28 protein-coding genes and 1 pseudogene are annotated in these 24288 nt (G+C 37.7%); 17 read left to right on the top strand and 12 right to left on the bottom strand.

What is annotated here, in order from left to right; all coding sequences use genetic code 11:
• Positions 1-76: 76 nt before the first annotated feature.
• On the bottom strand, positions 77-313 hold the full coding sequence (locus tag SAZ04_RS12970) for a NifU family protein (RefSeq protein ID WP_332695748.1): 237 nt from the start codon (positions 311-313) through the stop codon (positions 77-79).
• Positions 314-496: 183 nt separating this feature from the next.
• Here SAZ04_RS12970 and SAZ04_RS12965 point away from each other — a divergent pair, with 183 nt between their 5' ends.
• Entirely contained in the window at positions 497-817 is a 321-nt protein-coding gene (locus SAZ04_RS12965; protein ID WP_332695746.1) for a YuzD family protein, read from the top strand.
• Between the two features lie 81 nt (positions 818-898).
• Here the strand turns inward: SAZ04_RS12965 and SAZ04_RS12960 are convergent, their stop codons facing one another.
• The 3 genes and pseudogenes from SAZ04_RS12960 to SAZ04_RS12950 all read right to left on the bottom strand — a co-directional run.
• On the bottom strand, positions 899-1240 hold the full coding sequence (locus SAZ04_RS12960) for a hypothetical protein (protein WP_332695744.1): 342 nt from the start codon (positions 1238-1240) through the stop codon (positions 899-901).
• Between the two features lie 322 nt (positions 1241-1562).
• Entirely contained in the window at positions 1563-2633 is a 1071-nt protein-coding gene (locus SAZ04_RS12955; protein ID WP_332695866.1) for an NAD(P)/FAD-dependent oxidoreductase, read from the bottom strand.
• Between the two features lie 411 nt (positions 2634-3044).
• Positions 3045-3206: pseudogene (locus tag SAZ04_RS12950) on the bottom strand (TetR/AcrR family transcriptional regulator); the annotation flags it as partial.
• A gap of 243 nt (positions 3207-3449) precedes the next feature.
• Between SAZ04_RS12950 and SAZ04_RS12945 the strand changes: the two are divergent.
• The 3 genes from SAZ04_RS12945 (at position 3450) to dapF (ending at position 4915) form a co-directional block, all read left to right on the top strand.
• Entirely contained in the window at positions 3450-3683 is a 234-nt protein-coding gene (locus SAZ04_RS12945) for a YuzB family protein (RefSeq protein WP_332695742.1), read from the top strand.
• Between the two features lie 133 nt (positions 3684-3816).
• Positions 3817-4059 (top strand): hypothetical protein, encoded by a 243-nt coding sequence (locus SAZ04_RS12940; protein ID WP_332695740.1) that lies wholly within the window; start codon positions 3817-3819, stop codon positions 4057-4059.
• A gap of 7 nt (positions 4060-4066) precedes the next feature.
• The gene (dapF, locus tag SAZ04_RS12935) at positions 4067-4915 is read left to right on the top strand and encodes a diaminopimelate epimerase (RefSeq protein WP_332695738.1); all 849 of its coding nucleotides are present in this window, start codon (positions 4067-4069) and stop codon (positions 4913-4915) included.
• A 266-nt stretch (positions 4916-5181) separates the two neighbouring features.
• On the opposite strand, the gene mqnE is transcribed toward dapF, so the two are convergent.
• Positions 5182-6276 (bottom strand): aminofutalosine synthase MqnE, encoded by a 1095-nt coding sequence (gene mqnE, locus SAZ04_RS12930; protein ID WP_332695735.1) that lies wholly within the window; start codon positions 6274-6276, stop codon positions 5182-5184.
• A gap of 320 nt (positions 6277-6596) precedes the next feature.
• On the opposite strand from mqnE, the gene SAZ04_RS12925 reads away from it, so the two are divergent.
• Positions 6597-6797: an aspartyl-phosphate phosphatase Spo0E family protein gene (locus SAZ04_RS12925; protein ID WP_332695733.1), complete on the top strand. Its 201-nt coding sequence runs from the start codon at positions 6597-6599 to the stop codon at positions 6795-6797.
• Positions 6798-6877: 80 nt separating this feature from the next.
• Positions 6878-7231, top strand: coding sequence for a HesB/IscA family protein (locus SAZ04_RS12920; protein ID WP_332695731.1), 354 nt, complete (start codon positions 6878-6880; stop codon positions 7229-7231).
• Between the two features lie 144 nt (positions 7232-7375).
• Here SAZ04_RS12920 and SAZ04_RS12915 read toward each other — a convergent pair whose 3' ends face one another.
• A complete protein-coding gene (locus tag SAZ04_RS12915; RefSeq protein WP_332695729.1) occupies positions 7376-8365 on the bottom strand; it encodes an NAD(P)/FAD-dependent oxidoreductase in 990 nt (329 codons plus the stop codon).
• A 336-nt stretch (positions 8366-8701) separates the two neighbouring features.
• Here SAZ04_RS12915 and SAZ04_RS12910 point away from each other — a divergent pair, with 336 nt between their 5' ends.
• From SAZ04_RS12910 to SAZ04_RS12900, 3 genes are all read left to right on the top strand, one after another.
• On the top strand, positions 8702-9901 hold the full coding sequence (locus SAZ04_RS12910) for an NAD(P)/FAD-dependent oxidoreductase (RefSeq protein ID WP_332695727.1): 1200 nt from the start codon (positions 8702-8704) through the stop codon (positions 9899-9901).
• Between the two features lie 400 nt (positions 9902-10301).
• Complete coding sequence (locus tag SAZ04_RS12905) at positions 10302-10619, top strand: YuiB family protein (protein ID WP_332695726.1); 318 nt, start codon at positions 10302-10304, stop codon at positions 10617-10619.
• A 183-nt stretch (positions 10620-10802) separates the two neighbouring features.
• Positions 10803-11504: a 3D domain-containing protein gene (locus tag SAZ04_RS12900; RefSeq protein WP_332695724.1), complete on the top strand. Its 702-nt coding sequence runs from the start codon at positions 10803-10805 to the stop codon at positions 11502-11504.
• A gap of 34 nt (positions 11505-11538) precedes the next feature.
• Here the strand turns inward: SAZ04_RS12900 and SAZ04_RS12895 are convergent, their stop codons facing one another.
• Positions 11539-12357 (bottom strand): cobalamin-binding protein, encoded by an 819-nt coding sequence (locus tag SAZ04_RS12895; RefSeq protein ID WP_332695722.1) that lies wholly within the window; start codon positions 12355-12357, stop codon positions 11539-11541.
• A gap of 30 nt (positions 12358-12387) precedes the next feature.
• Complete coding sequence (locus SAZ04_RS12890; protein ID WP_332695720.1) at positions 12388-12864, bottom strand: divergent PAP2 family protein; 477 nt, start codon at positions 12862-12864, stop codon at positions 12388-12390.
• Positions 12865-13074: 210 nt separating this feature from the next.
• On the opposite strand from SAZ04_RS12890, the gene SAZ04_RS12885 reads away from it, so the two are divergent.
• The 7 genes from SAZ04_RS12885 to SAZ04_RS12855 all read left to right on the top strand — a co-directional run bounded on the left by SAZ04_RS12885 (position 13075) and on the right by SAZ04_RS12855 (position 20325).
• Positions 13075-14595 carry a leucyl aminopeptidase gene (locus SAZ04_RS12885; protein WP_332695718.1) on the top strand — a complete coding sequence of 507 codons (1521 nt, stop codon included), beginning with the start codon at positions 13075-13077 and terminating at the stop codon, positions 14593-14595.
• Between the two features lie 320 nt (positions 14596-14915).
• Positions 14916-15431, top strand: a complete 516-nt coding sequence (locus SAZ04_RS12880; protein WP_332695716.1) for a TRAP transporter small permease — start codon at positions 14916-14918, stop codon at positions 15429-15431.
• Positions 15432-15466: 35 nt separating this feature from the next.
• On the top strand, positions 15467-16735 hold the full coding sequence (locus SAZ04_RS12875) for a TRAP transporter large permease (protein ID WP_332695714.1): 1269 nt from the start codon (positions 15467-15469) through the stop codon (positions 16733-16735).
• Positions 16736-16777: 42 nt separating this feature from the next.
• On the top strand, positions 16778-17878 hold the full coding sequence (dctP, locus tag SAZ04_RS12870; protein ID WP_332695712.1) for a TRAP transporter substrate-binding protein DctP: 1101 nt from the start codon (positions 16778-16780) through the stop codon (positions 17876-17878).
• 266 nt (positions 17879-18144) lie between these two features.
• A complete protein-coding gene (locus tag SAZ04_RS12865; protein WP_332695864.1) occupies positions 18145-18288 on the top strand; it encodes an ATP-binding cassette domain-containing protein in 144 nt (47 codons plus the stop codon).
• Positions 18289-18494: 206 nt separating this feature from the next.
• Positions 18495-19814 carry a Na+/H+ antiporter family protein gene (locus SAZ04_RS12860; protein ID WP_332695709.1) on the top strand — a complete coding sequence of 440 codons (1320 nt, stop codon included), beginning with the start codon at positions 18495-18497 and terminating at the stop codon, positions 19812-19814.
• 310 nt (positions 19815-20124) lie between these two features.
• The gene (locus SAZ04_RS12855) at positions 20125-20325 is read left to right on the top strand and encodes a hypothetical protein (protein WP_332695706.1); all 201 of its coding nucleotides are present in this window, start codon (positions 20125-20127) and stop codon (positions 20323-20325) included.
• A gap of 73 nt (positions 20326-20398) precedes the next feature.
• Here SAZ04_RS12855 and SAZ04_RS12850 read toward each other — a convergent pair whose 3' ends face one another.
• Together SAZ04_RS12850 and SAZ04_RS23715 are read right to left on the bottom strand one after the other, a co-directional pair.
• Complete coding sequence (locus SAZ04_RS12850) at positions 20399-21634, bottom strand: HAMP domain-containing sensor histidine kinase (protein ID WP_332695704.1); 1236 nt, start codon at positions 21632-21634, stop codon at positions 20399-20401.
• Between the two features lie 155 nt (positions 21635-21789).
• Positions 21790-21975: a hypothetical protein gene (locus tag SAZ04_RS23715; protein ID WP_488803346.1), complete on the bottom strand. Its 186-nt coding sequence runs from the start codon at positions 21973-21975 to the stop codon at positions 21790-21792.
• A gap of 467 nt (positions 21976-22442) precedes the next feature.
• On the opposite strand from SAZ04_RS23715, the gene SAZ04_RS12840 reads away from it, so the two are divergent.
• On the top strand, positions 22443-22880 hold the full coding sequence (locus SAZ04_RS12840) for an RDD family protein (RefSeq protein WP_332695702.1): 438 nt from the start codon (positions 22443-22445) through the stop codon (positions 22878-22880).
• Positions 22881-23011: 131 nt separating this feature from the next.
• On the opposite strand, the gene SAZ04_RS12835 is transcribed toward SAZ04_RS12840, so the two are convergent.
• Positions 23012-23284 (bottom strand): HU family DNA-binding protein, encoded by a 273-nt coding sequence (locus SAZ04_RS12835; protein WP_332695700.1) that lies wholly within the window; start codon positions 23282-23284, stop codon positions 23012-23014.
• A gap of 104 nt (positions 23285-23388) precedes the next feature.
• A complete protein-coding gene (locus tag SAZ04_RS12830; RefSeq protein WP_332695698.1) occupies positions 23389-24216 on the bottom strand; it encodes a YihY/virulence factor BrkB family protein in 828 nt (275 codons plus the stop codon).
• Positions 24217-24288 lie beyond the last annotated feature (72 nt).

The following is a 24288-nucleotide window of genomic DNA, read 5'->3' as shown; positions in this document are numbered from 1 at the left end:
AAAAAAAGGGCTCCTTTACTCAAAAGTAAAGGGCCAAAAAAAAGAAACGCCCGACTCAATGTCGGGCGTTTTCCTATTAAAAGACTTGCTCGATTTCCTTTACGCCAGGTACTTCTTCAAGAAGTGCACGCTCAATACCAGCCTTTAACGTAATTGTAGAACTTGGGCATGATCCACAAGCACCTAGAAGGCGTACTTTCACAATTCCATCTTCTACGTCTACGAGCTCAACATCCCCGCCATCACGTAGCAAGAAAGGACGAAGCTTATCTAATACTTCACTAACTTGTTCAACCATCTCAGTTGTTGCCATTTCAAACAACTCCTTTCTATTACCTATTATAATGGTGTTTATAAAAAAAATCCATGAATCTGCTTTATTTTACACGTATATTCAAATGAAATATTGGAAAAATGGACTCTTGCTATCGTTGTTCATCGATTTACTTTATAATTATTCCATATGAAATGTATACGTGAAAGGACTGAGTATCAAATGAACGTGACGGTGTATGGAGCAGAAGAGAAGTGTGCTAGTTGTATTCAACTTCCTAGTGCTAGAGAAACAATGGAATGGTTAGAAGCAGCAATCACTAGAAAATACCCTGAGATTGATTTTACGTTTGCTTATGTAGATATCAATGAACCAGGCACAAAAGAGGATCACCTTTTTTATGCAAATGCCATAAAAGATGATGAATATTTTTATCCATTGGTCGTTTTAAAAGGAGACGTTGTCGCCGAGGGAAATCCAAAGCTAAAAGAAATTTACGAAAAAATAGAGCAATGGAAAATCAGTGAAGGAGAACAGTTATAACGATAAAATAAAAATAAGTGTCGATTATCACGACACTTATAAAGTTAGGAATCCTTTTCAGTTTCGGTGCATTGTTCACTTTCAAGGTTTTGCTCTACTGTAGTATTCCTCCACCTCGACTGAAGCTAATTTACTCTCTGCATTGGAAATTCTCTTTAGGGCTTTTTTGCTATATTTTTTCGCGGCTTTTTTCGCCACCTTTTTGCTATGTTTTCTTGCAGCTTTTTTCGCTGTATGAACAGCTTCATTTCCAGCTTTCCCGATAGCTTCTGTAGCTTTTTCTAATAATTGGTGAACAGTTTTTTGAGCTGATTCAACTGCTAATTGTTCTGTTTGACTTTTTAAATGTTCAATTTCAGAAAGTAAAGCTTCTATTTTTTTAGTAGGCGACATAGGTCCTCTATAAAATAATTGATTGCTCATGAAATCACCTCCGACTATTTTGAATCACTATCTAAGATAGTTTATGGTTGTTTATGTCGGAAAGTTAGCCTATTTTTAACAAAATTGAAATAGAATTGATCACTTCGGGTTAGGCACGGGAACGCAAGCAGGCTGGTATTCTTCACCGAATTATCTCGTCGACGAATCGTTCATATTTGAGCAAATTTATATGTACTAAAAAAGAGTGGCATAAAAAGAAAGATTCTTTTGTACCACTCTCGAAGTGATGAGCACAGAGTGAGAAGCCGATGCACTCACACGCTCTATAACATTTTTTATCATCTACTCAGGTATCTTACTATTAAGAACCAGAATGATATCTATACATCCAAAGTACTCCACTTTTTAGTACGCGGGGAACTCGCCCAAGGAGAGTTCGGTCTCCCATTAAGCCGAAACCATGTTTTTTTCCGAGTGAACCTAACACACCTTTTAATTTAATGCGTGGCAGTTCTTCTGGTAGTGGTTCTCCATTCCATTGCTTCTTTAGGATTGTTACAATTTGCTCTGCTTGCCCCTCAGCTAGCTGTGCGCTTGGTGCGTGAGGGAGGCTTGCACAGTCACCAACAATAAAAACATTGTCATCAGTTGGAAGGAAGTGTTGAGGTGTTAAGATGACTCTTCCTTGTTGATCTTTTTCAACGTCTAAATTCCGGACAACCTCAACAGGCTGAACACCTGCAGTCCAGATAATTGCATCGCAATGAATTGGTTCATCGTGATTATAAAGAATACCTTCTTCTACTTTTGTTATGTTTGATTTGTTGATGACATCAACACCATGGTCAATAAACCAGTTTTGAACATAAGTGCTTAATTTACGTGGGAACATGGAAAGAATAATTTCACCACGGTCAAATAATTTTATCGTTAGATCAGGACGACTTTCACGAAGTTCACTTGCTAGTTCAACCCCACTCAATCCAGCACCTACAATAGAAACAACGCCATTGGGGCGAATGTTATTTAACGATTCATAAGTTTTTCTTGTTTTGTCCATTGTTTGGATACTATTAGTAAACTCTTTGGCGCCAGGGACGTTATGATATTTGTCTTCACAGCCTAAGCCTATAATCAATTTATCATAAGGAACGAAATCACCTTCTGCTAATTTCACTGTATTTTCATGTAAATCAACGTTCGTTATCGTTCCGTATTTAATCGTTAGTCTGGCATCCTCAGGAAATCCGACACGGAGGTGGTGATCTGCTGCGGTGCCTGCAGCTAATGCATAATATTCCGTTTTTAAGCAGTGATAAGGTAGGCGGTCGATTAACGTAATTTCTACGTCTTCTGGCAAGCCCTCAGGCAAAAGTCGTTGAAGTACCCGCATTCCGCCATAACCGCCACCTAAAATAACAAGTTTTTTCATAAATGAATGTCCCCTTTTTTCGATAATTGATTCAAGACTGGTTTCGACCAAAGTCATTACGTTTTCAAGTAATCGGGCTTTTGTTGGTTCTGTCGCAAACGACTTGATCCCATGAGAAATCAAGCTATGAATAATATGAGTCCATGTGCACATAGAAGCAGTCGAATGTATTTCTCCTTGTGCTTTTGCATCTTGTAATAGTTCATTCCAATGCGCAAAAAGGAGGGTTTGTTCTTTTAAGACATGATTCCACATTTCAATTGTTAAAGATGGGTATTGATCATAGTCTGTTAAAATAAATTGCAAATATGAGCGTAATCTAATTGAAAGTGATCTATTTTTTAAATGTGATTGTTGAACGTAGGGCATCACAGCTTGAAGTAAATCATTTGCAAGTGATTGCATGATCGAATCTTTAGTAGGGAAATGATTAAAAAAAGTCCCTTTTGCTACTTTAGCAGCATTTGTAATTTCTTGTACAGTCGTGCGAGAAAAACCTTTTTCACGAAATAATGCTAAAGCCTCTTGTTCAATACGCTCTCTCGTCTGTTCTTTCTTAGCTCGCTCGTTCATACATGTTCTCCTTATCAAAAAGTGACCCTGGTCAGTTTTGATTATATCGAGAATTGATCAAAATAACAACAAATTTGTGAATTTTTATTGAATCGCTTTCAATGTGTGGTTTTAGGAAATGTGAAGTTCCTTGAGGGAGTATCGAGGTATAAATTAATTTAGAATGAATAGAAAATCGAGTTATGACAATTGACTTCTCTCTTGTACGCGAGTAGCATTAAAGAAGATTGAAGAGGTGAGAATATGCGTCCTATTATTGAATTTTGCCTAAGTAATTTAGCTAGCGGAACACAAAAAGCAATGGAAGAGTTGGAAAAGGATCCCAACTTGGATATTATAGAGTACGGGTGTCTTAGCAATTGCGGAAACTGTGCTTTGGAACCTTTCGCTCTAGTGAATGGTGAATATGTGTCTGGTGAGACTAATGATGAATTAGTTGAAAATATATATGCATTTATAGAAGAAAACCCAATGTAATGACTGAGCCGTTGGCATCTCTTAAGCCAGTTATGAGTGGTTTTCTCATAGCTGGTGTGCAACGAGCAATGCTTGGAGTGCGCTTTACTCATTATTAAATTAGATACGTTAGTGGGGAAAGGATGTGTGGTCGGTGGATGTGATCCCATTTGTGAACACATGGCCATATGAACGATTGTTTGGTGATATTTATTTGCAAAACTGCCCATTTTGTCACTCAGACAATGTATTAACGAACATGAAGAAATCTGAGTTTAAACGTGCACAAGAAGGAATTAAAACCGTGTTGATTTTACCTTGCTGTAATGAGAAAATGACAATTTTAGAGGTGGATCAAGATTATTTCTGGACAGATAAGCAATTAAGAAGGGATTGAAGGGAACATGCAGTTTACGAAAATGCATGGATTAGGCAATAGTTACATTTATGTAGACATGTTTAAACAAACGATTGATGAAGAGAAGCTTCCACAGCTTGCGATTGAAGTAGCTGATAAAAATAAAGGAATTGGTTCTGATGGAATGATCCTCGTTTGTCCATCAGAAGTGGCTCCCGTGAAGATGAGAGTTTTCAATAACGATGGTTCTGAAGCGAAAAACTGCGGCAATGGTTTACGCTGTGTAGCTAAATATACTTATGAAAACGGATATGTAACTGAAAAGACATTTGAAATTGAAACACTTGTTGGAAAAGTTAAGGCAACGGTTCACGTAGAAGAAGAGAGAGTTCACACCGTTAGTGTTGATATGGGCAAGCCAATTCTGTCAAGGGACGAGATCCCAATGGTAGGAGAGGATCAAGAAAAAGTTGTAGGTGAGCTATTTGAGGTTGATGGTCAGACGGTTTCTGTAACAGCCGTATCAATGGGGAATCCACATGTCATTATGTTTGTAAATACGATTCAAGAAGCTCCTGTTGAAGAACTTGGCCCCAAAATGGAAAAAGACGAACGGTTTCCAGATTGGGTGAATGTTGAATTTGTTGAGGTTGTATCAGAAAGTGAGATCCATTTTCGAGTTTGGGAAAGAGGATCTGGCATTACGCAAGCTTGTGGAACGGGGGCCTGTGCAGCAGTTGTAGCCTCTGTCTTAAATGGGTATAGCCAAAAAGGGCAGGAAGTAACGGTTCATCTTCTCGGGGGAGATTTAATGATAACATGGCAGGAGAATGGACATGTTATCATGAGAGGAGCTGCTGAAATTATTTGTGAGGGTGTTTTTGAGAGAAAATAAAAGAGTATCCTAACCGGATTTTCATTGCCAAGTTAATTAAACGTTTGATTAAGAAGAAAAAACGCTAAACTTTAGCGTTTTTTCTTTTTTATCAATTTAAGTTTTAAAAAAGGGAAAAGCATCCTTTTTTCATAGGAGTTGCAATGTCTCCAGTCGCTACTCGTCAGCTAAGAGAAACCCACTCCTAGCTGACTTAAAACCTTGTAGCGGCTTCGCTCATTGCTTAGATGATACAAAAAAGGGAAAACCCTCCTTTTTTGTATCATCTAATACGTTTTTACAATGTTATAGAATGTATCTCTTTCTATTGGAATCTTATTTGCACTCTTAATTAGGTAAACGAGCTCTTCACGCGTAATGCCTTGTGATGTTAGGGCACCTACGGCATGAGAAATTCGTTCCTCGATAAGAGTACCGTGAATATCGCTAGATCCGAATGTAAGCGCCATTTGCGTTAATTGAACTCCAATGTTAATCCAATATGCTTTAATGTGATCAAAGTTATCTAGCATAAGTCGGCTAATCGCAAGAGTTCGCATATCATCGTAAGCCGTTGTACGTCGTTTAATTCCTGCATTGATACTACGTGGTTGCATCGCAAGTGGAATAAAGACCATGAATCCGTTCGTACGATCTTGAAGTTGACGAAGACGATCCATATGGATCAGTCGTTCCTCTAATGTTTCAATCGAACCGTAAAGCATCGTTGCATGCGTTTTTAAACCAAGGTTATGGGCAATCTCGTGAGCTTCTAACCATTGATCCGTAGAGGCTTTATCTGGACTCATTTTTAAACGGTAACGCTCCGTCAAAATTTCAGCTCCTCCACCTGGAAGTGTATCTAAACCAGCTTTAATAAGTTCTTCTAGAACCTCTTTCATTGATAAGCCAGAAATTCGTGAAAAGAATTCAATTTCAGCCCCAGTATAAGCTTTGATCGTCACTTGTGGATAATGTTTCTTTAAAGTACGAATTGTATTTAAGTAATAGTCGAATGGAACCTCGTGGTTGTGTCCACCGACAATATGAAATTCACGAATGTTGTCATTCCATCTTTTTTCTACGTATTCAAGTAAGGCATCACTCCCCATCGTATAAGCGCCCTCTTCACCTGGTTTTCGCTTAAATCCACAGAAACCGCAGTTCGCTTCACACACATTTGTAGGGTTAATGTACATGTTTTCAATGAAATAGACGTTATCTCCATTTTTCTTATAGTTTACTGAATTTGCTAGTTGGGCGATCCCTAGTACGTTTGGACTGTCAAATAAATATAACCCATCTTCAATAGTAAGACGCTCACCATGGTTTACTTTTTCAGTAATTGATTGTAGCTTTGTATCGGTTAAAATTGTTCCCATACGTTTGTCCTCCGTTTCTTCATCATACCGTAACATATTCACTACTTAGATTCGACTTTTTGAAGGAATATGCGTGTTTTTATAGAATTATATTAAAAAGATGATATAAGATATTTCGTAATTGCCTTCTATTATACTATCAGAATAAAGTTATTGAAAGAAATAGGGCTCTATTGGAAAGTACAGGAAATTTTCAAAAAATGGATTTTTATGAAATATTCTATTTCACCATTTATTATTGCGCAAATTTCCTTTCGTTTGGTAAAATTGAAATATAGATGTACGGATGAGTGAAAACTGTAATTGGGGGGATGGTGGAGATGAACAAAGTATTGAGACGAGAAGCCGCTATGGAGAGAATTGAAGAGCTTCGTAAAAAAATGATCAGTGCAGCTGGACAATACGGAATGAGTCATCCTATCGTGCTGCATTATAGTCAAGAATTAGATCGTGCGCATAATAAGATGATATTACTAGAAATATCACGACCGAAAAAATGGGAACAATCAATGTCATTTTAACATAATTGGGTGAGTAGATACCTTGAGTTTCAATGGTTTAAGAGTTATACTGATCGTGTACTGCGATTAGGAGGGATGACATGATTACATTAACGGATGCAGCGGTAAGCCAAATTAAAGACATGATGGAAGCTGAAGACGATCAAAGTTTAATGCTTCGAATCGGTGTTAAAGGTGGCGGCTGTAGTGGACTCTCATATGGTATGGGATTTGATTCAGAAAAGAATGAGGAAGATATACTTTTAGATATTAATGGACTTTCCGTTTTAGTTGATAAGGAAAGTGAACCGATTATTAAAGGATTGGTTGTAGACTACAAGCAAAACATGATGGGTGGCGGTTTCACAATTGATAACCCCAATGCGATAGCATCATGTGGATGCGGTACATCATTCCGTACAGCTACAAATACGGGGACACCAGAAGAATGTTAAAGACTTACTAATAATTCAAGATCTCCTAAATCAAGCATTATTAGGGGGTCTTTTTGTTTGTCAGTAAGTACGTATAAAAGAAACCAAAAGGTCTGACTCCGCGTTTACTATACGGAGTCAGACGTTTTGGTTTCTTCTTTACAATTAAAATAAGCTAGTACTATGACCAGGGAATACTTTTGCTTTTGGATCGACATATGTTTTTGCATTGTTAACAGCAGTAGGTGCTTCTCCAAAACCGGTGGCAATTAATTTCACTTTACCAGGATAAGTACAAACATCGCCTGCAGCATAAATACCTTTTCGGTTTGTTTCCATTTTTGTATTAACGACAATGGAATTACGTTCAATTTCTAGTCCCCATTCTTTAATAGGACCTAGAGAGGAGACGAATCCGAAGTTTACAATGACCGCGTCAACATCGATTGTTTTTTCGGTGTCACCTTTAATTTCTTTAATAAGAACCTGCTCGATTGCATCGTCATTTCCTTTTAATTCTTTAATCTCAAATGGAGTTAAGATTGTAACGTTCGATTTATTTAATAGTTCAATGCTATGTTCATGGGCACGGAATTTGTCTCTGCGATGAATAAGTGTGACTTCTTTTGCAATGGGTTCTAACATGAGTGACCAATCGACTGCAGAATCACCTCCACCACATACAAGAACACGTTTACCAGTGAAAGCACTTAAATCTTGAATGAAATAATGGAGATTTTTCCCTTCGTAATGCTTGGCTTTCTCAACTTCAAGTCTTCTTGGTTGAAATGCTCCTGCTCCTGCTGTAATGATCACGGCTTTTGTATAATGACTTTCTTTATCCGTTTTGATTATGTAACTTGCATTATCTTGTTCAATCAATTCTTGTACCGATTGTTCAAGTACGATTGTTGGATTAAATTGCTCGGCTTGTTTTTCTAAGTTGTTCACAAGGTCTTGTGCTTTCACTTTTGGAAAACCAGCAACATCGTAAATGTACTTTTCAGGATAGAGTGCTGATAATTGTCCGCCTAATTGAGGCATACTCTCGATGATTTTTACATTAGCTTGTCGCATTCCTGCATAAAAAGCTGCAAATAAGCCAGTTGGTCCACCACCAATAATGGTAATATCGTACTCTTTAGTGTTTGTCACCTTCGCCACCTCCGAAAAAAAGTCAAGCTTCTTCCTTCATTATATGCATAGAACAGATGAAAAGGAAAGGAATAGCTATGTGTAGTGTATATTTTGGATGATTTCGTTTACATTATTAGCGAGTAAAGAAAAAAGAAGAAAAAAACTGGAGCTATTTTTAAAAAGATAGTTGATAAAAAAGTCGAAAAGCCATAATATAAAAGAGGGTTTTGTGACTTTTTACGAAAATATATATATACACAGCTATTATTCTAGTTATATTCGTGAAAATAATCACAATGTTGTTTTTCGGGTGAGAGTATGGTAATAAAAAATTAGAAGATGGAAGTGATTAATTTGAAAAAGCCAAATATTGTTATTCTTGGCGCTGGTTATGCAGGGATGATTACAGCATCTCGTTTAACAAAACAGTTAGGACACAACGAAGCAAACATCACATTAGTAAACAAGCACGATTATCACTATCAAACAACGTGGTTACATGAGCCAGCAGCTGGTACACTATCGCCTGAGCGCACTCGTATGCCAATTAACAGCGTACTTGATTTAAATAAAATTAAGTTTGTAAAAGATAGCGTTGTTGAAATTAAGCGTGAACAAAAGAAAGTTGTCCTTGAAAATGGCGAACTTGAATTTGATTACCTAGTAGTTGGGTTAGGTTCTGAAGCTGAAACGTTTGGTGTTCCTGGTGTTCACGAACATGCATTCAGCAAGTGGACTGTAAATGGTGCTCGCGAAGTGAAAGAACATATTGAGTATATGTTTGCAAAATATAACAATACACCAGAAAAGAAGGACGAGCTCTTAACGTTTATTGTAGCAGGTGCTGGATTCACTGGTATTGAGTTCATTGGTGAACTATCTGAACGTCTACCTGAGCTTTGTGCGCATTACGATGTACCTCGTGAAAAAGTGAAAATGTATGTTATTGAAGCTGCTCCTACTGCTTTACCAGGCTTTGATCCTGAGTTAGTTGAATACGGAATGAACCTTCTTGAAAGCCGTGGAGTTGAATTTAAAATCAATTGCCCAATTAAAGAAGTGACAGAAACAGGCGTAACACTTGCAAGCGGAGATGAAATTAAGGCAGAAACGATTGTATGGGCTACTGGCGTACGTGGAAGTTCTGTCATTGAGAAGTCTGGCTTTGAGGCAATGCGTGGACGTATTAAAGTTGACCTTGATTTACGTGCACCAGGACATAAAGATATTTTCGTAATTGGAGACTGTGCTCTGATGATCAACGAAGAGATTAATCGTCCATATCCACCAACTGCTCAAATTGCAATGCAAATGGCGGAAGTGTGCGCAAATAACATTAATGCACTTATCAAAGGTGACTCACTGAAAACCTTTAAACCAGATATTAAAGGGACAGTTGCATCGCTTGGTGGGAAAGAGGCTATTGGTGTTGTCGGTACGAGAAAATTATTCGGTACATCTGCTAACTTCATGAAGAAGATGATTGATAACCGTTATCTATTCTTACTTGGCGGACCTGGACTTGTTTTAAAAAGAGGAAAGAACCCGATGTAAAAGAGTTGGTGGAATAGTTACCCCACAACTCAAGTTGAGGTGCTTTTCCTAAATACCTAACTTATTTAAAAAGGTGAATGCACATAGTGCGTTCGCCTTTTGCATGTGAAAAAGTAAAAGAACGGATAAAAAGAAGTAAAGATAATGTGCGCTCTGATGTCCTTCATAGTTGAAGCCGAAATGGAAAATACGTTTCGACTTACATTTATTCCTAACAGAGAAAGGAACGGTTAGGTGGGAAGAAAACCTAAGCCCTCCACCTGAATACGGTCTTAGATTAAAAAGAGTATGGAAGACGATGAATAGTGCCATGTTCATGAATCTGCATGCGGCCAAGTTTTTCTAGTTGACTTGAAACATCCGTCTCAGTAAACTTATAAAGAATACGGGGGTGCAAGGTGTGAATTTACCACAGTTAGTCATTTCAATGGTCCTTTTTCTTATCTTGTTTTTTGGAATTGGATTTTTATTAAATATGGTTTTACGTTCAACATGGGTAATGGCATTTTTTTATCCAATCATTGTCGTATTAATTGTAGATGACGTTGGTTTTTTTGATTATTTTAGTTCACCACAAGCATCATTTTCGATGTTAGTATCTGATTTGTTAACACTTCAGGTTGTGGATGTTTTAGTCTTATCAAGTGGTTTCATTGGAGCTATTATTGCTGGTGTTGTGATTAAGATGCTACGCGTAAGAGGGTATCAAATGTTTTAGAGGAGAAACCCCGCTGTTGTTGGGGTTTTTTTGCGTAATAGACCGTCTTCCTTATGTGGAATAAAACTTTGGAAAACCATTGATAAAGTATGATTTAATATATTATTTGAATTTTAGATCAATTCACTTGTATAATTTCTCTTTCCTCTGGGGATGCTGAATCCAAGAGGGGAGTGAAAGTTTGTGGTAAGCTTGACAACAGTAAGTCGTCGTCTTTTCATGAGTGGCTTATTTGTAGCAGCATTTTTTACAACATTTCAAACTTTTTCTGGTGTAAGTGCAGCACAATTGCAACAGTGGATGATGGATAACTTTGAAAAAGAACGAGAAGAAGTAGTACATACGGTGAGAGACAATGCGTTTAAAGGAACTTCGTTTAAAAGAAGAGCCTTGCCAGCTGTAAAAACAGAAGAGTTATCAATGTCTCAGGAAGTAATGGAGTTAACTCCGATGTCGTTAGAGGATGCTGTTGATTGGTCGCAATATCCATCACAGAAGGTTATTGCAACAGGTTATACTGCAGGGTATGAATCAACAGGAAAGAACCCTGATCACCCAGGATATGGAATTACATTTTCAGGTGTTCAAGTGAAGCGAGATCTTTACTCAACGATTGCAGCCGATCCTTCGGTGTATCCAATAGGGTCAATTCTTTTTATTCCGGGATATGGATACGGGGTAGTTGCAGACACGGGTTCTGCTATTCAAGGAAAAAAAATTGATTTATATTATGAGACCGTTACGGATGTGTTTGACGATTGGGGCAAACAAGAAGTAGAAGTTTACCTTGTGAAAAGTGGAAATGGGAGTCTTTCAGAAGAAGATTTAATGAAATTAAATGAAGATGAGGCAGTACAAGTATTTCGTAATCAAATGTTTGAGTAAGAAAGAGGATGGCTCTAATGAGTCATCCTCTTTCTTACTCTGATATAAGTCGTACCAATGGATCAATTCCATCATCTGCAGGCATACTATTAGGATGAAGAATCGCAGCTAGCTTTTTCAATCCTAATAGCAAACGAGGGGAAGGGCGACAATAGAGAGCTTCTTCTAAAATGTGAACGTGGTTTGTTTGTAATGCCTGTAATGTGTCCCAATTCGGACGTTTCCATAGTAATTCAGGTTTGATTTTCTCTGTCTGAATGCCGACCCAAGCTAAACAAATGTGATCGGGATTGTGGTTGTACACGTCGTCCCAATCAGTTTGAATGCTTGCTCTATTTGTATGGTCATAAATGTTCCTCCCACCAGCAAGCTGACTAATTTCAGTTAACCAATTTTGTTTACCTGGAGTAAAAACGGGTTTTGGCCACCACTCCCAATAAAGGCGTACTGGTTCAACTTTACGTGCGCGTTCTTCATATGTATTAAGAAAGTCATCGTATAAGTTGATGACTTGTTGTGCTTTTGATTGGCAATTAGTTCTTTTCCCTAAATCTAGAAAGTTGTCTTTAATATCAGCTAACGAATTAGGATTGTAAACTACATGAGGAATTCCTCTTTTTTGTAATTCTTCTACGTTCCTCTCCATTCCAGGGACACTTAGAGAGGCGAGAACAAGATCAGGTTCGAGTGCCTCGACATCATCGATACGAATGGAAAGATCTGGGCCGAGTCGAGGCAATTGTTCAACTGGTTTTGGCCAATCAGAGAAATCATCGACGCCAACCAAATGTTCTGTTAGACCTAGATAGGCTACTAGTTCGGTGTTGCTTGGACAAATGGAAATCAATCGCATATGTTACCACCTCTTTAACATTGTTTATCTTTAATGGACAATTACGTGTAGCGTTAAAGTGAGAAAAATTCCAAGCAGAGCACCAAAGAATACTTCTATCGGTTGGTGCCCTAAGAGTTCTTTTAGCTCTTTACGTTTCTCAACTTCTTCTTTTTTGGGCCATGACTTCACTTCATCGACGAGTTTATTGAAGTCTGTAACAAGTTGATTTAGTACAGTAGCATGATAACCTGCATGGCGTCTAACGCCTGTTGCGTCAAACATGACGATGATCCCAAACACAGCAGCGATGGCAAAGACGGAAGAATCTAATCCGAATTCGAGTGCAATGGCAGTTGACAATGCTGTAACAGCAGCTGAATGTGAACTCGGCATCCCACCAGTACTAGTTAGCAAAGACCATTCCAATTTTCTTGTTGCGATAAAAGCAAGTGGTACTTTCACAAATTGAGCAAACCCAATTGCGAATAATGCCGCCCATAAAGGGAAGTTGTGAAATAATTCCATTGTTCAGATTACGTCCTTTCCGGTCAACCATTAATATACTTAGTCCTTATACCTTTGAATTTAGAGGATGAAACGAGTAATTGTAAGAATTAGATTGTGATTCATTATATCATAAATTGCTTTCTTGTTATGTTAGTGTTCGTTTACAAATAAGATTTTATTGGAAGGAAATCATTTCGATGATCGAAGTAAACGACGGAAGTATGTATAATGGGAAAGAATGATAAAAAAGGAGTGTTACCATTGTTTAAATCATTACCTACTTTCGAAAGAAATAATGAACATGATGTATTCGTACTCGGAATTTTTGAAGGGGAGACACTGCATCCGGTAGTTGAAAAAGTGGATAGCATGCTTAATAATCAAGTATCGAGACTAAAGAAAACAAAGAAAATTGCCAAACAAGGTGCCTTGACAACGGTGTATCCATTGGAGGAAATCAAGTCTGAAGCAGTTTATGTAGTTGGACTTGGAAAGAAAGAAGACGTAACAACGGAATCTATTCGTGAAGTAGTGGCAAGCGTAGGTCAACAAATAAAAAAAGACAATATCGTCAATACTGGCTTCTTAGTTGAAAGTTTTACGTGCGAATTAGTGGAAGAGAGTGATGTTGCTGTCTTAATAGGTGAAGGTCTTGCTCTTGGTACATACACGGTAGTAGATTACAAAGAAAAATCAAACGAAGTCGACAAAAAGCTTGAGACCGTAACTCTTTATGGTAAAGCAACAGAAACCCTACAAGAAGCTGCGCAAGTAGGTTATACATATGGAAAAGGTACGAATCGTGCCCGTAAACTTGTGAATACACCTGGGAATTTGATGACTCCAACGGACTTGGCTGAAGAAGCGAAAGAGCTAGCAGAGAAGCACGGATTTGAATATGAAGTGCTTGAGCGTGAAGAAATGGAAAAGTTGGGGATGGGTGCGTTACTAGCTGTTGCGGCGGGGAGTGATCAGCCTCCGAAAATGATTGTCTTAAAGTATACTGGAGACAAGCAGTCGGACGAATTAATTGGTTTTGTAGGCAAAGGGTTAACATTTGATTCTGGGGGTATTTCGATTAAGCCTCGTGAAAATATGCATCAAATGAAGATGGATATGGGAGGAGCCGCTGCTGTACTAGGTGCAATGGATATTATTGGGTCCCAAAAGCCTAATGTAAATGTACTTGCTGTGATTCCGTCTTCAGAAAATCTTCTGAACGGTTCAGCTCTAAAACCAGGTGATGTGATTACATCTTTAAGTGGCAAGACAATTGAGGTACGCAATACAGATGCAGAAGGACGATTGATTTTAGCTGATGGAATTACATATGCAAAACAACTAGGGGCGACGATGTTAATCGATGTTGCAACGCTTACGGGCGCTGTCTTAATTGCCCTTGGAGATTGTACGACAGGAGCGGTTACGAACAATGAAGAACTATTGGAAGAAGTTCTCGAAGCTTCTGTTGAGACGGGTGAATGGATTTGGTGTCTGCCAAACTACGCCCCATATAAGAAAATGCTGAAAACGAGTGATGTAGCTGATTTAAATAATGCTCCGGGTCGATTAGCAGGAAGCATTACTGCAGGTTTATTTATAGGAGAATTTGCTCAAGATACACCTTGGGTTCATTTAGATATTGCAGGAACGGCTTGGCAGTCAAGAGCGACGAGTCTAGGACCATTGGGGGGGACTGGTGTAATGGCAAGAACACTTGCCCAACTAGCAATTAATAAAGAAATATAAGAATAAATTGAAAAGATCTAATCCAAAAGGTCGTTAGTATCTAGTGAAAAAGGGAACTAATGAACTAGAAGAAGGGGACTAAGGGTTAGGTCTTTCTTTGTTAGCTTTTGAGCATTTATGAATATACAAGCGTTGAGAGGAGTATTAGGCTAGATTTTGAGGATTAGCTAGTCTTATGCGAAAATATGCAAATTTAACCAAGAACAAGCGTGGATATCACATTTGAGCTGGGAACACTCTTCCAGTATGATGGTAGTACTTGGTTTTTTTGAACTATTTAATGTAATTTGAAAATTCGGATAAAAGAGGGAGGATACTCATTGAATGTACTACGAACACTTGATAAGTGGTTAGTGAAAATAGAAGAGCAAATATTGAGTTATTCCATTATTTTGATTGCTATTATGGTTGTTGGAAATGTCTTGAGTCGTGAGCTAACAGGAAATAGTTGGGCGTTCTCCATGGAAGTGAGTCGGTTTGCTGTTACGGTGGCGACATTCATGGGGATTAGTTATGCGGCCAGAAAAGGAAGACATATTAGTATGTCTGCGTTTTATGATATGGCCCCTTTCCCAGTTCGAAAAGCACTAGCTATCTTTATTCCTGGTTTGACTGCGATCGTCTTATTTACTTTGTCAGTGTTCGCATATGATTATTTTATCTCTCTCTATGAGTCAGGCCGTGTTACAACCGCACTACAAGTTCCGGTATACACGTTTGCTTTCTTTGTACCTCTTGGGCTTGTACTTGGAGGAATTCAATTCTTGCGAAACATGTGGGTGAATATTAAGGAGAAAGAAATTTACTTGGCTCAAGAAAGAAAGGATTATTCTTAAACTATGAAACTAACAGAGACTGTGAGGAACAGACTATGATAGCAATAATGTTAACGGTTATGATCGTTTTGCTTCTATTAGGGTTTCCAATGATGATCCCAATGATAGCGGCATCGATAGTAGTTGTCCTATTTTTTATGCCAAACGTTCAACCCATGTTTCTTGCTCAGCAAATGATGGAAGGAATATCATCTTATTCACTCCTTGCCGTGCCATTATTTATTTTTGCCGCAGATATTATGTCGACAGGAAAAACGTCGAAGCGGTTATTGGATTTTGTTGGGTCATTTGTTGGGCATGTTCGTGGCGGTTATGCAATTACGACAGCTGCTGCATGTACGTTATTTGGATCAATATCTGGCTCAACACAAGCAACGGTGGTTGCGATCGGGAAACCGATGAGAAAGAGATTATTATCAGTAGGGTATAAGGATTCAAGTGCCATTGCGCTGATTATTAACTCTAGTGATATTGCTCTCTTAATCCCACCAAGTATAGGAATGATTATTTACGCATTAGCAGCACCTAGCGTTTCGCTAGGAGATTTATTTATTGCCGGTATTGGACCTGGTATTTTAATCTTTGCTATGTTTGCTATATATAGTTATATTCATGCGAAAATTTACAAAGTACCACTAGGAGAAAAAATGTCTTGGAAGCAACGGGGACGAGCAACGTTACGAGCTCTGTTTCCACTAGGATTTCCTGCTATTATTATTGGTGGTATTTACTTTGGTTACTTCAGTCCAACTGAAGCGGCAGGGATTTCAGTATTATATGCGTTAATTCTTGAATTGTTTATTTTTAGAACAATTAAAGTGCCAGATGTTCCAAGAATTGCTCTATCAACTGGGCTTGTGACTTCAGCTGTCTTTATATTGGTTGCAGCTGGTCAAGCGTTTTCTTGGCTCCTTTCCTACGCTAGAGTTCCACATATGTTATCAGAGGCTGTACTTGGATCAGATCCTACAGCACTTTATGTTTTATTCATTGTGGCATTATTCTTTTTTATAGGATGCATGTTTGTAGATCCAATTGTTGTCATATTAATTTTGACACCTATTTTTTATCCGGCTGCTATGCAAGCAGGCGTCGATCCGATTCACTTAGGGATTGTCATCGTTTTTCAAGCGGCTTTGGGATCAGCAACGCCACCATTTGGAGTTGATATTTTCACCGCTAGTGCGGTCTTTAACAAATCATATTTAGATGTTATTAGAGGAACACCACCGTATATTGTGATGCTACTTGTCGCATCGGTGTTGATCATATTATTTGAAGAAATTTCGCTCTTTTTACTTTGAAAAGCGATTTCTTAAAATAAAAAAATATATAGGGGGAATTTGATGTTTTTTAAGAAAAGAGGTTGGAAGGCATTCGCTTTTACTGGAGCACTATCAATGGTACTTGCTGCATGTGGTTCAGATGATACTGAAATGGGTACCGTGGATGATGGAAATGGTGAGGCACCAGCAAGTGACGAAGTAACGATGGAGGAATATAACTGGCAATTTGTAACGGAAGAAATGCCAGGTCAAGTTCAGTATGAATATGCAGCTAAGTTTGCTGATTTGCTAAATGAAAAGTCCGATGGGCAAATTAACATTGATGTGTATGAATTTGGTGGACTAGGTAGTGAAGTGGACCAAGTTGAAATGCTTCAAAATGGAGCGGTACAATTTGCGATTGTATCACCAGGGTTTACAGGTGGAATGGTCGCTGAAGGCCAAGTATTTGCTCTGCAATTCCTTTTCCCTGAAGACCTAGAAAAGACTCAAGAAATTTTAAATACCAGTGAAGCAATTAATACAAAACTTGGTGAATTGTATGAAGCACAGAATATTAAGCCGCTTGCTTTCTTCACTGAAGGTGCAATGCAGTGGACAGGAAGTCGAGAACTACGTACACCGGAAGATTTCAGTGGATTTAAAATGCGTACACAAGAATCACCTTTAATTATTGAATCCTATAAAGCCTATGGAGCTGCTCCATCTGCATTAAGCTGGGGAGAATTATATACAGGTCTACAGCAAGGTCTTGTAGATGGTCAAGAAAACCCAATCTTCTTTATTGAAGATGCTAGATTCCATGAACAACAAGATCATATGACGATTTCAAACCACAATAACTATGTAGCGATGGCAACGGTAAACCCTGATTTCTATAATGGGCTACCAGATGATGTTCGTGCATTAGTGGATGAAACAATTGAGGAAATGAGACCGATTGTATTCGATATGCAGCAAGAAATGAATGAATCTTTACTAGATTCAATTATTGAAGATACTGATCATCCAACAGAAGTCATTGAGTTAACCGAAGCAGAGCGTGATGCATTCCGTGAATTGGCATTACCCGTTCGGGAATATTACCGCAATGAAGTTGTCGGTGACGAAGGTCGCGAAATATTAGAATTGCTTGAAGAAGAAATTGCAGCACATGAATAAAAGAGAATGAAACGTTAGAGTGAAGCTAGGGCATTGTGAAAATGCCCTAGCTTCATTTGTGTAAAAACAAGAAAAAGATGGGTAATTTACTTGTCTACTGTCATATAGTATTAGTGTACTATTTAATTAATTACACTAATACTATATGACATATTGAAAGGGGAATCTGTTTATGAATGCCTGGTTATGGACTGTTATTAGCAAAGCTAGTAGCTGGTCTTATTTCGATGATTAAGCTTGACCAAGTTACTAAAAAGTTTGAGTAAATTGGCTTTACGTATGTTGATCTTGAATTAACAAAAGGAAAGATAGCCGGATTAGTAGGCGAGAATGGAAGTGGGAAATCGACAACGCTAAAATTTGAAGAGAACATGGGAATTGTTGAATGGATGACAAAAGTGTATGAATAAAAACAAAGTTCTTTTTATTACAGTTCAGTAAAATGGTGGACCTTATTTTGCATTCACGATATAAAAGTAGGACGAAAATCAAATCACTTTACTCCTTTATCAAGCGAAAGAACCCCGTTGACAACTATACTATTATAATGATAGTTTAGTTGAGTGCTTTATTATAGTAGTGATTTAACAGGATAAAGGATTTGGAGATGGTGTTCGTGAATGCAGTTTTAGTCGCGGTTATTGTAATGTTAATACTTAGTTTAGTACGAGTGCATGTCGTTTTAGCACTTGCTATTGGAGCATTAATAGGAGGAGTCGTTGGTGGTGTAGGATTCGAACAGACCGTTTCTGTTTTTAGTGATGGTTTAGGAGGGAGTGCAACAGTTGCCTTAAGCTATGCACTTCTTGGTGCTTTTGCCGTTGCAATTGCTCGGACAGGCTTACCAGAAGTGTTAGTAAACTTTGTGGTTCGTTTTGTTGGGCGAAACGAGGATACAAGAAAAAAGGCATTATCGAAAGCACTTATCTTCTTTTTACTAGCACTTGTTTCTTGTTTCTCCCAAAATGTAGTACCAGTTCATATAGCATTTATTCCGATTTTGATTCCACCGATTCTAAAGATTTTAAATGAACTCGGTGTAGATCGACGTGCAATTGCAACGATTTTAACATTTGGTTTAACGGCTCCCTATATTTTCTTACCATATGGGTTTGGAGCAATCTTTCAAGGAATTATTGCAGATAATATGGCGCAAAATGGGCTTGACGCCGAGTTGTCATCGATACCAAGAGCAATGGCATTGCCTACTCTTGGACTGGTTGTCGGATTACTGATTGCGATTTTCATTACGTACCGGAAAAGTCGGAGCTATGAGAATCGTGAAATTGTAGGTGCTGCAGTTGAAAAACAATTGTATTCAAAAGGGTCGATTATTTCTGCAGTACTGGCCATCATTGCAACGTTGATTATGCAGTGGATATCAGAATCGATGATTATTGCTGCATTAGCTGGTCTAATGGTTCTCCTTGTTAGTGGTTCACTAAAGTGGAAGGAAGCAGACGATGTTGTTACTGAAGGAATGAAAATGATGGCATTCATTTCGTTTGTTATGCTAGCGGCATCAGGGTTTGCAGCGGTTATTCGTGAGACTGGTCATGTTGATTTACTTGTCACGCAAGCGTCAGCAATCGTTGGCGAAAGTCAGGCGGCTGCGGCCCTTCTTATGCTTTTGATTGGCTTATTCATCACAATGGGGATTGGATCGTCATTTGCGACGATTCCGATCATTGCGACCTTGTTTGTACCATTGGGGCTGGATGCGGGTTTCTCGACGCTTGCTATTATCGCGTTAATTGGAACAGCTGGAGCATTAGGAGATGCAGGGGCACCGGCTTCAGATAGCACGCTAGGGCCCACGGCTGGTTTAAATGCGGACGGGCAACATAATCATATTTGGGATACATGCGTGCCAACCTTCTTGCACTTTAATATTCCACTGTTTCTTTTTGGATGGTTAGCATCAATGATTCTATGATAAAGAAAAAAGAGGCTACTGAAAAAGCTGAAAACAGGAGGGCACTGAAAAAGTCCATCGAGGAAGCGGCAATGGCTCCGCACGTTGCCCGCCCGCTATGAGAAACCCACTCATAGCGGGCTTTAAAACAAGGCAACGGCTACGCTCATTGCTTAAATGCCACTGAAAAAGTTAAAAAGCAACCTTTTTCAGTAGCCTCTTCCAGACGGAGTCACTTTTTTCTGCATTTCACAAGTGAATTACCAAAAAAATGAAACTATTTATACATGTGCCTCGTCTAATAAATAGAGATTACTAGAGGTGGGGAAACATGAAAAAGTGGACGATGGGCTTCATATTGATCATTGTATTGTTAACATGGTGTCACCAAAATCGACTAGATGAGAATGCTGTACTTTCTTTCTACGATGAATTTCTATTTCAAGTACATGAATTATTTGCTTATCATACGTATGAAGAAGAATGGTATTTTAATGAAAAGTATCATACAGAAGAATCAATTCGATCTTAAAATGAAAGTATCTAATATATTTATTGAAAGAGACTCCAAAGGTCAACAAAATGATATTTAGAGTCTCCTTCTTTTAAACAGGAATGGTTATTAGAAACGTTGTCCCTTTCCCTATTTCACTTTCCACTTTTATTTTCCCACGCACTTTATTTATTGCACTATAAACCATTAGCATTCCAAGGCCTGTACCTTCTTTTTTAGTAGAATAATATGGTCTACCTAAACGTGAAATTTCTTCTCTTGTCATTCCAATTCCAGTATCTTTAATTTTTAAAATTATATTATTGTCTTGTTCTGTAACATTAACGGAAAGGGTTCCGCCATTTTCTTTCATCGATTCAATTCCGTTTTTTAATAAGTTGATTAAACATTGTTGAATTTGGTTCTTATCATATCTTGTATTTAAAGAGTTATGAAAACTAAATTGCACATCGACTTTATGCATGTTTGCATAAGGAATAATTATGTTTTTTACATACTCTGCTTCTTCTTTTAAATTGGAATATACCATATTTTCTGACTGAGGCTTGGCGAGAGCTAGAAAGTCACTAACAATTTTTTCAGCCCGTTTTAATTCTTGTAATGAAAATTCAATATATCCTTTTTCTTCCTTAGTTATAGTCTTTGATTTATTTAACAGTTGTAGAAAACCACTCGTTACGGTAAGGGGGTTTCTGATTTCATGAGATACACTAGCCGATAGCTCACTGATAACATTTAATTTTTCTGAATGCAAATAAGCTTCACGGACTTTCATATTGGTGATAATTTGCTCGATTAATATCATAATAATGATCATGACAATTACATAAGTAGTTAACGCATGGATTGCTATTGTCCAAAATTCCCTACTTAATGTATGAAATTGTGAACTTAAAATAGAAAGATAAATTATCATCGTAAAAATAGAGACTATTGTAGCCCATATAACCTTTTTATGGGTGTCCAGTTGTGAGAACTTTCCACTCAATAAAGGGATTAAAAGAAAAGTAATTGTTGAAAAGAAGAGGGAAAGGAAAACCCCATCTCCACCAATATAGAACCTATAGACATTTAAAACGATATAAAGAGGTAAAACTGCTTTATATCCTCCGAAAAGAGCAACGATAATAAAAGGAATGTATCGTAAATCAAAAATAAACCCAATTTCTAATTTAATGGGGAATGTCATACATAGTATTAACGAAATAGATGAAAGTAAAATAAGTATATTTTTATTATAATAATGTGATCTATTTTCAAAAAAAATCAGAAATATGAGTACTGGAAAAAGTAAAAAAAGAAAATTTAAAAGCAAAGATTCAATCAAAGTGGATCTTCCTTTCCTGCTGTTTTGTCTACTTAAGAGAACAAGATAATTATTTCATCTTTTATAGTATCATCTTAATAGTACTATAATTGGATGTGCACTAAAAAATTATTAGGAATGAAATTGTATCAGACACCCTCTAAATTGCTTATTACTTATCTTAAGCTGTATGATTTGGCAATGCCTCGTCTTTTGTTAAACGTATGATAAATCCTTGAAGAAAGGACAGCAGCAAAGATTGTGAGAATTATGTCTTTCACTGCAGGTGCAGCCATCCAAGCCCAAACAACTTGGTAACTTACTGCTTCAAGACGTGTAAGGAATTGAAAAGCAAAATACATATAATGAGTGCCAACTACATAGTTAATAATAAGACCAACAAAACATGATTGGTACGGAACCTATCACAAGAAAAGAAGTAACGTTGGCTCCAAGTGTCATTAACGCTGCGAACATTGCAACTAATACAAGATCAACGGTATGAATTTTCGTTTTCGTAGTAGTTATTTGTTCACCTATTGTATAATTTGGGTTAACAATAGAATGGTTAGAATTGGTTTTATGTCAACAATAAATTTGAGTGTTGACATATAGCTGGAGCGGTGTACAGTAGAATGATGATAAAGCTATAATAGAGATTGTTCAAAAAGAGTAGTATTTTCCTTTTTGAACAATCTCGAAGCAATGAGCGTAGCCACTGTATGGTTTTATAGCCTGCTCTGAGTGGTATTCTCATAGTAGGCGGACAGCGTGCGGAGCCATTGCACCGACTTGTAGGTTGGAACGATAAATTAAAAAAGGAGGAACTATGATGGTTGAACGTCCTGCTGGATTTTGGGTTCGGCTAGGAGCAAGCATTCTTGATGGGCTGCTAATAAGTGGTACGCTCTTTATCATTGCAGCATTAATTAATTTAAGTTCAGACACGCGAGATATACTGGATGCGATTACCAATGTACTGTATTCATTGTTATTGCCCATATTTTGGTATGGGTATTCAGTTGGAAAGCGATTGCTTGGGATTCGAATTGTGAAATTAGATGGAAGTAATGTCACGTTTGGTACGATGTTGTTACGTGTGATCGTTGCAGGGTTTGTTTATGCGATTACGATAGGAATTGCATTTATTGTCAGCATTTTCATGGTTGCATTACGTAAAGACAAAAGAAGCATTCATGACATGCTAGCTAACACATACGTAACCTACCAAAAGCCAGAAGAAGATAACCCTTATCAAGAATCATAAAAAAGAAAGATATCGCAAAAGTTTGGGTTTGACCTTTTGCGATATCTTTATTAGTTAAAAGGTAACAATTTTTAAAAATTTGAAAGCAATGGCTCCACTCATTGCTTCACAAGACGGCTGCACCGTCTTATTTATTTTACCGATTCTTTTAATTGCTTTCCTGCTTTAAATGCTGGTGTTTTTGTTGCAGCAATATCAATTTCTTCCCCTGTTTGTGGGTTACGGCCTTTTCTAGCCGCTCTTTCGCGGACTTCGAAGTTTCCAAACCCAATCAGTTGAACGGTTTCTCCTTTAGACATAGACTCTTCAATTAAATCAAATACAGCGTTGACGGCACTACCGGCATCTTTTTTCGATAATTGTGTACGTTCAGCAACAGCTTGTACAAGTTCTGTTTTATTCATATTCCTGTCATCTCCTCGTTCAATTTAATTCACTATGCATTCTGATACCATCATCTCCAATTCTATTTATTTTATACACTTCAAACTGAAATTTAAGTGAAAAGCTAAAATTTAGTTTTTTTCTGCTCTTGTAAATACAATGTAGCATTTATTTCGCCTCCGATAACAAGAATGATACCTGTTAGGAAGAACCACAGCATGAGGATGATAACACCTCCGAGACTTCCATAAGTTGCTGTGAAATTACCGAAATTGCTAACATAAGTAGAAAACAATACGGATATCACTTGCCATCCAACTGTCGCTGTTACAGCTCCGATTATCACTTGTTTTATCGTTAATTTGACGTTTGGTGCGATCGAATAAAGGACCATAAGTACGAGTGTCATTAATCCTATTCCGATAATCCAACGTAATTTATTGAGAATGGATGCCGTTTCAGGAGGCAAAAAGAAATAATTTTGTAGACTTTGAATAATGAGATTTCCAAAAACAGGCATTAATAAGGTAACAACGATAACAATAATCATGGCAATTGTTAGAACAATGGAAAGGAGACGTAACTTGACAAAATTTCTTGTTTCTTCAATGCCATATGAGCGATTGACAGCTCGTACTAAGGCATTGACACCATTGGAGGCAGACCAAATTGTCGCTAATACTCCAAATGAAACTAGTCCGCCTTGAGGTTCACTAATGACTTCTAATATTGTTGTTGAAAAAAGGTCTGCAAGTTCTTCAGGCACATAATCGTTAATAAAGCCATAGATCGTATCAATGTCAAAATGAAAATAGGGGATAAGTGCTAAAAGAAAAATTAGCAGTGGAAAAATAGAGAGCATAAAATAGTAAGCTAGTGTTGCGGCCCAATCTGGGATCGGATCTGTTTTTAATTTGTGAAAAAATAGCTTCATAAACGAATGCTTTTTCATATTTTTCTCCTTTTCCATTGTGGGGTATGAGATTCCCTTTCTGTTAGTTAGCTAAAAATCATGTATAATAAT

The sequence above is a fragment of the Halalkalibacter lacteus genome (assembly GCF_036663595.1).
Classification (GTDB): domain Bacteria; phylum Bacillota; class Bacilli; order Bacillales; family Bacillaceae_D; genus Halalkalibacter; species Halalkalibacter lacteus.
This window is presented reverse-complemented; position numbering and strand designations above follow the sequence as displayed.

Coding starts and splice junctions, on each gene's coding strand:
- SAZ04_RS12960 (WP_332695744.1), bottom strand. CDS start 1,240: ATGAGCAATCAATTATTTTATAGAGGACCTATGTCGCCTACTAAAAAA.
- SAZ04_RS12875 (WP_332695714.1), top strand. CDS start 15,467: ATGATAGCAATAATGTTAACGGTTATGATCGTTTTGCTTCTATTAGGG.
- SAZ04_RS12925 (WP_332695733.1), top strand. CDS start 6,597: ATGAACAAAGTATTGAGACGAGAAGCCGCTATGGAGAGAATTGAAGAG.
- SAZ04_RS12970 (WP_332695748.1), bottom strand. CDS start 313: ATGGCAACAACTGAGATGGTTGAACAAGTTAGTGAAGTATTAGATAAG.
- SAZ04_RS12920 (WP_332695731.1), top strand. CDS start 6,878: ATGATTACATTAACGGATGCAGCGGTAAGCCAAATTAAAGACATGATG.
- SAZ04_RS12835 (WP_332695700.1), bottom strand. CDS start 23,284: ATGAATAAAACAGAACTTGTACAAGCTGTTGCTGAACGTACACAATTA.
- SAZ04_RS12855 (WP_332695706.1), top strand. CDS start 20,125: ATGAAAAAGTGGACGATGGGCTTCATATTGATCATTGTATTGTTAACA.
- SAZ04_RS12830 (WP_332695698.1), bottom strand. CDS start 24,216: ATGAAAAAGCATTCGTTTATGAAGCTATTTTTTCACAAATTAAAAACA.
- SAZ04_RS12890 (WP_332695720.1), bottom strand. CDS start 12,864: ATGGAATTATTTCACAACTTCCCTTTATGGGCGGCATTATTCGCAATT.
- SAZ04_RS23715 (WP_488803346.1), bottom strand. CDS start 21,975: ATGTATTTTGCTTTTCAATTCCTTACACGTCTTGAAGCAGTAAGTTAC.
- SAZ04_RS12840 (WP_332695702.1), top strand. CDS start 22,443: ATGATGGTTGAACGTCCTGCTGGATTTTGGGTTCGGCTAGGAGCAAGC.
- mqnE (WP_332695735.1), bottom strand. CDS start 6,276: ATGGGAACAATTTTAACCGATACAAAGCTACAATCAATTACTGAAAAA.
- SAZ04_RS12945 (WP_332695742.1), top strand. CDS start 3,450: ATGCGTCCTATTATTGAATTTTGCCTAAGTAATTTAGCTAGCGGAACA.
- SAZ04_RS12955 (WP_332695866.1), bottom strand. CDS start 2,633: ATGAAAAAACTTGTTATTTTAGGTGGCGGTTATGGCGGAATGCGGGTA.
- SAZ04_RS12885 (WP_332695718.1), top strand. CDS start 13,075: ATGGGAAAGAATGATAAAAAAGGAGTGTTACCATTGTTTAAATCATTA.
- SAZ04_RS12895 (WP_332695722.1), bottom strand. CDS start 12,357: ATGCGATTGATTTCCATTTGTCCAAGCAACACCGAACTAGTAGCCTAT.
- SAZ04_RS12965 (WP_332695746.1), top strand. CDS start 497: ATGAACGTGACGGTGTATGGAGCAGAAGAGAAGTGTGCTAGTTGTATT.
- dctP (WP_332695712.1), top strand. CDS start 16,778: ATGTTTTTTAAGAAAAGAGGTTGGAAGGCATTCGCTTTTACTGGAGCA.
- dapF (WP_332695738.1), top strand. CDS start 4,067: ATGCAGTTTACGAAAATGCATGGATTAGGCAATAGTTACATTTATGTA.